This is a genomic window from Bacillus sp. P4_D3, from assembly GCF_056401855.1.
The window spans coordinates 1-2,199 of sequence record NZ_JBFUIN010000525.1 but is presented as its reverse complement, the minus strand read 5'-3'; the positions used below and the strand labels follow the sequence as shown (position 1 = coordinate 2,199).

3 protein-coding genes are annotated in these 2,199 nt (G+C 29.6%); 1 reads left to right on the top strand and 2 read right to left on the bottom strand.

Annotated elements, in window-relative coordinates; translation table 11 throughout:
• A partial coding sequence (locus AC1DTM_RS23585; protein WP_477001025.1) for a DegV family protein occupies positions 1-145 on the bottom strand: 145 nt, incomplete at its 3' end.
• 227 nt (positions 146-372) lie between these two features.
• Here AC1DTM_RS23585 and AC1DTM_RS23580 point away from each other — a divergent pair.
• Positions 373-804, top strand: a complete 432-nt coding sequence (locus tag AC1DTM_RS23580) for a GNAT family N-acetyltransferase (RefSeq protein ID WP_016105124.1) — start codon at positions 373-375, stop codon at positions 802-804.
• 234 nt (positions 805-1,038) lie between these two features.
• Here AC1DTM_RS23580 and AC1DTM_RS23575 read toward each other — a convergent pair whose 3' ends face one another.
• The gene (locus AC1DTM_RS23575) at positions 1,039-2,196 is read right to left on the bottom strand and encodes a BC_2427 family protein (protein ID WP_477001024.1); all 1,158 of its coding nucleotides are present in this window, start codon (positions 2,194-2,196) and stop codon (positions 1,039-1,041) included.
• Between the last annotated feature and the right edge of the window lie 3 nt (positions 2,197-2,199).

Below are 2,199 nucleotides of genomic sequence, written 5' to 3'. Positions count from 1 at the left end.
ATGTAACTGATTTTAATGTAACCCCATCTAAATACTCTGTTTCTGCTTCATCATATACACGGAGTGGAATTAAATCTATATCATATGCTTGCAGCAATTCTACCGGTAAATCCGCCGCACTATCCGTAATGATTTTAACACTCATTTTTAAACCTCTATTCTGTTATAAATATATAAAAAAATAAAATAAAAATATTACTTTTAAATTATATACGTAAAACAAGAATGAAGAAAGGGAAAGTACTTTATATTGTATGCACTCTTCCTCAAAACTTGAACTGTTAAGAAAAATGATTTTGATTTATCCTCTTTTCACTAGTTATTGAGCTATATATAATGAGAATATTAATACTTTTCCAAAGGGGGTTACTTATGAGTATACAACTAGCTACTTCTAAAGATTTAGAATGGATTAATAATCAATACGAATCAATAGGATTTGTACCAAGTGATTTAAAGCGGGATAAAGTTGCGATTATTACATACAACGGCGAGTATGCAGGTGTAGGTCGTTTAGTTCAAATTGATAAAGATACTATTGAAATGGGTGGTATTTTCATACTTCCTAAATTTAGAGGGTTACAATTAGCGGGAGAACTCGTTTTATTTTTAGTACAAACAGCGAAGGAATTACATATTCAAAATGTATTTTGTCTCCCTTTCGAGGAATTAAAAAACTTTTATAAAAAATACGGTTTTACTGAAGTCGATACTACGCAAGAGGTTGTCCATCCAATTATTCTAAAAAAATATAATTGGTGTTTAAAAACGTATGATAAACATGTATTACTATTTAAGTTGTGAGTTTTCTCTAATTAGAGGGGATACACATTGTATTACACCTCATGTTTTAACAAAGATTTATCCGTTTCATCTATCTTAATAACTAGTATTTTCAATCGATCCATCGGTTATAGTTCACATCTTTTCCCACCCCTTATTAGCTAGCTCGTTTGTAAACTTGCTAGCACTATTTTTAAGTTTCTCTATTACATACTCCTGAAGAAATTTTTAGCTAATCGATGGAGATATGATTATTTATGTAATCCGCACACGAACTTCCTGTTCTTGCAATAATTGGATAGTTAATTCCAATACAATATTTTGCATTAACTGATAGATCTTATCATGAGATGTACTTTGTTCTGATATAAATTCAATACATTGAAATATATAGCCTTCTACAAGTAAGCTCCCTTTTTCAATTATAGATGGATTATGTCCTTTCTTTATTATTTTTGGCAATAAGAATTCTTTTTTTGTCAAAATAATTTCCTGTGATACATCTTTTATTCCTATAACTTTTTCTTTAAATACCACCTTTTCTTGTAAGCTAATTTCACCTTTATATCTCCCTATTTCTATTGGTATTTTCCCAGTTATATAATTATTTACGTCTGCTTCATCTTCCTTCTCTAATATTATACCGTGGATAGGAATCCACGAAGATGTGCCTATCCAATTCTCTTCCATATTCCCTTTTACTTTTTGATTAGAAAATTCTAAAAGCACTCTCTTTTCATGAAGATTTGAAGAAACTAAATTACAATTAACTTCTCCATGATAGTGTTGCACTGTAGTTAATAACTTAGCATCCAGTTCACGACCCCTAGCATCTTTTTCATTACGAAATACAAATGCTTCTTGTTTTTTTACATTAATATTAGGGAATTTTATAAAACTAGTCACATCCGAAATAATAGAAAATGGAGTTTTCACTATTATTGAACGCACTGAAGTTTCTATTTTTGATCCTGAATCTATACTTTCTTTCTTTGATTCATTTGTTACTTCTTCTTTTGCTGGTTCAGTCTCTTCACTTTCTTTCTTTGATTCAATTACTATTTCTTCTTTCTCTGAATCGGTTTCTTCATCTTCTTTTGCTGATTCAATTTTCACCTCTTCTTCCTCTAATCCATTCGCTTTATCTTCTTTTGCTAATTTAGTTTTTTCACTTTCTTCCTCTAATTCAATTACTTTATCTTCTTTTTTTGACTCTGTTTCTTTACTTTCTTCCTCTAATTCAATTGCTTTATCTTCTTTTTTCAATTCAGTTTCTTCACTTTCTTTCTCTATTCCAATTACTTTATCTTCTTTTTTTGACTCTGTTTCTTTACTTTCTTTCTCTGATTTAATTGCTTTATCTTCTTTTTTTGATTCAGTTTCTTCGCTTTCTTTCTCTAATCCAATTGCTATACC

Coding starts and splice junctions, on each gene's coding strand:
- AC1DTM_RS23580 (WP_016105124.1), top strand. CDS start 373: ATGAGTATACAACTAGCTACTTCTAAAGATTTAGAATGGATTAATAAT.